Source organism: Mesorhizobium sp. M2A.F.Ca.ET.067.02.1.1 (assembly GCF_004023285.1).
Taxonomy (GTDB): Bacteria; Pseudomonadota; Alphaproteobacteria; order Rhizobiales; family Rhizobiaceae; genus Mesorhizobium.
Map to the genome: position 1 here is coordinate 1 of NZ_RZSB01000751.1, position 2,924 is coordinate 2,924.

Sequence of the window (2,924 nt, forward strand, 5' to 3'; positions counted from 1 at the left end):
GCCGGCGGCAATCTGCGACGGGCCGGCGCCCAGCGCCTGGCTGCCGCCGTCGAGCGCCGCATCGAACAGGGCGCGCCCGTTGGAACCGCCGGGACGCGCCAGCACATTGCGGGCGCGATGGGCGAGGCGCTGCGAATATTCGAGCTGCCTCAGCTCGTCCGGCAGCCCGATCAGCACGTTGGAATCGGAGCCGACACCGAAACGGCCGCCATGCTCGACGAAAAGCGGCGCCGCGAAAGTGCCGTCGCCGAGATTGGCCTCGGTGATCGGGCAAAGCCCGGCGATCGCGCCGGTCCGGGCCATGGCGATCGTTTCGGCCTCGGTCATATGCGTGGCGTGGATCAGACACCAGCGCTCGTCCACTTTAGCGTTGGCGAGCAGGAACTCGACCGGACGCTTGCCCGACCAGGCGACGCAGTCCTCGACCTCCTTCACCTGCTCGGCGACATGGATGTGGATCGGATTGTTCGGTGACATGGCCGCGACTGAATTGAGCTCGTCCGGAGTTGCGGCCCGCAAACTGTGCGGCGCGACGCCGACAACGGCCTGCTCAAGCGGACGAACAGCCTCGCGGGCTTTCTCAAGCAGACGTCCGAAACGTTCGACATCATTGATGAATCGCCGCTGGCCTTCATTGGGAGCGGCGCCGCCGAAGGCGGAATGAGCATAGAAGACCGGTAGGAGTGTCAGACCGATGCCGCTCTTTCCGGCTGCCGCCGCGATCCGCTCCGCCATCTCGGCGACGTTGGCGTAGGGCTGTCCGTCGCGGTCGTGATGCAGGTAGTGGAACTCGCCGACGCGCGAAAAGCCGGCCTCCAGCATTTCGACATAGAGCTGCGCCGCCACCGCCTCGACCTGGTCCGGCGTCATCGACAGCGCGAAGCGATACATGACCTCGCGCCAGCTCCAGAAACTGTCGGCCGAAGGGCCGCGCAGCTCAGCCAGCCCCGCCATGCCGCGCTGGAAGGCGTGGCTGTGCAGGTTGGGCATGCCAGGCAGGACGATGGCATGGCGCTCGTCGCCCGCTCGCGCGACATCGCCGATCTCGACCGTGGAGATGCGGCCGCCCTCGAAAGCGATCCTGACATTGCCCTGCCAACCGCCGGGCAGCAGCGCCTGTTCCGCAAAGATTGCCGTCACGTTCCTCTCCGAATCTGAATGCCCAGGCGACATTATCGCTTGCGTTGCGTTTCAATATGTATATACATAATCGCCATCCAAGCAAACGGAAAAGATGATGGGTGGAGCAAGCGGGAAGAGCGGCCATCGGGTCTGGCGCAATGCGCGCCTGGTGACCATGGCCGATGGCGCGGCCGGTCTCGGTATCGTCGAGAAAGGTGCGGTCGCCGCGCGCGACGGGCTTATCGTCTACGCCGGCCCCGAGGCCGACATGCCGGTCGCGGCCGGGCAGGGCGCCGAGACCATCGATTGCGCTGGACGCTGGATCACGCCCGGGCTGATCGATTGCCACACGCACCTCGTCTATGCGGGAAACCGCGCCAACGAGTTCGAGATGCGTCTGGCCGGCGCCACCTATGAAGAAGTGGCTCGCGCCGGCGGCGGCATCGTCTCCTCGGTCAAGTCGCTGCGCGCGGCGAGCGAGGATGAGCTGGTCACTGAGACGCTGCCGCGTCTCGACGCGCTGCTCGCCGAAGGCGTCACCACCGTCGAGGTCAAGTCCGGCTACGGCCTCGATGCCGGCAACGAGAAAAAGTCGCTGCGCGCCGCCCGCCGTCTGGCAGACGAGCGCCCGGTCACGATCCGCACCACTTGTCTCGCGGCCCATGCGCTGCCGCCGGAAGCCAAGGGCGACAAGGACGCGTTCATCGATCTCGTCGCCGACACCATACTGCCGCAGGTCGCCGCCGAAAAGCTCGCCGACGCCGTCGATGGTTTTTGCGAAGGCATCGCCTTCTCGCCGGAGCAGATGGCCCGTGTCTTCGACAAGGCCAAGGCCCTCGGCCTGCCGGTGAAGCTGCACGCCGACCAGCTTTCCAACCTGCATGGCGCGGCCCTTGCCGCGCGCTATGGCGCGCTGTCGGCCGACCATCTTGAATACACGGACGAACAGGGCGCCGCCGCGATGGCCAGGGCCGGCACCGTGGCGACGATCCTGCCCGGCGCCTACTACTTCATCCGCGAAACCAAGAAGCCGCCGGTCGATCTCTTCCGCGGCCACGGCGTGAAGATGGCTGTCGCCACCGATAGCAATCCCGGCACCTCGCCGCTCACCTCGCTGCTGCTCACCATGAACATGGCCGCGACGCTCTTCGGCATGACCGTCGACGAATGCCTCGCCGGCGTCACCCGTGAGGCCGCGCGTGCGCTGGGGCTCCTCGACAAGACCGGCACGCTGGAAGCCGGCAAATCGGCCGACCTCGCCATCTGGGACATCGAGCGCCCGGCCGAACTCGTCTATCGCATGGGCTTCAACCCGCTCCATGCCCGCATCTGGAGAGGACAATGACCGAACTGACCCTGACGCCCGGCAGCGCGACGCTTGCCGACTGGCGCGCCATCTATCGCGGCGCCGTGCCGAAGCTGGATGCGGCCTGCCGGCCGAAGATCCGAGCCAGCGCCGAGGCGGTCGCCCGCATCCTCGCCAAGGGCGAGCCGGTCTATGGCATCAACACCGGCTTCGGCAAGCTGGCCAGCGTTCGTATTCCAGAGAGCGATCTCGAAACGCTTCAGCGCAACATCGTGCTCTCGCATGCCGCCGGCGTCGGCGAGCCGATGCCGGTCGCCGTGGTGCGGCTGATGATGGCGCTGAAGCTCGCCAGCCTCGCCCAGGGTGCCTCCGGCGTGCGCGCCGAGACCATCGACCTGCTTCAAGGGATGCTCGCCAACGACGTCATTCCGGTCGTGCCGGCGCAGGGCTCGGTCGGCGCTTCCGGCGACCTCGCGCCGCTTTCGCACATGACCGC

General features: G+C 67.1%; 3 protein-coding genes. 2 read left to right on the forward strand and 1 reads right to left on the reverse strand.

The window, feature by feature from the left end:
• A partial coding sequence (locus tag EOA28_RS31200; RefSeq protein WP_128315635.1) for a formimidoylglutamate deiminase occupies positions 1 to 1,140 on the reverse strand: 1,140 nt, incomplete at its 3' end.
• A 97-nt stretch (positions 1,141 to 1,237) separates the two neighbouring features.
• Between EOA28_RS31200 and hutI the strand changes: the two genes are divergently transcribed.
• Both hutI and EOA28_RS31210 read left to right on the forward strand, forming a co-directional pair.
• Entirely contained in the window at positions 1,238 to 2,467 is a 1,230-nt protein-coding gene (gene hutI / locus EOA28_RS31205; RefSeq protein WP_189342281.1) for an imidazolonepropionase, read from the forward strand.
• On the forward strand, positions 2,464 to 2,924 hold a 461-nt coding region (locus EOA28_RS31210; RefSeq protein ID WP_189342279.1), incomplete at its 3' end, for an aromatic amino acid lyase. The genes hutI and EOA28_RS31210, both read left to right, overlap by 4 nt.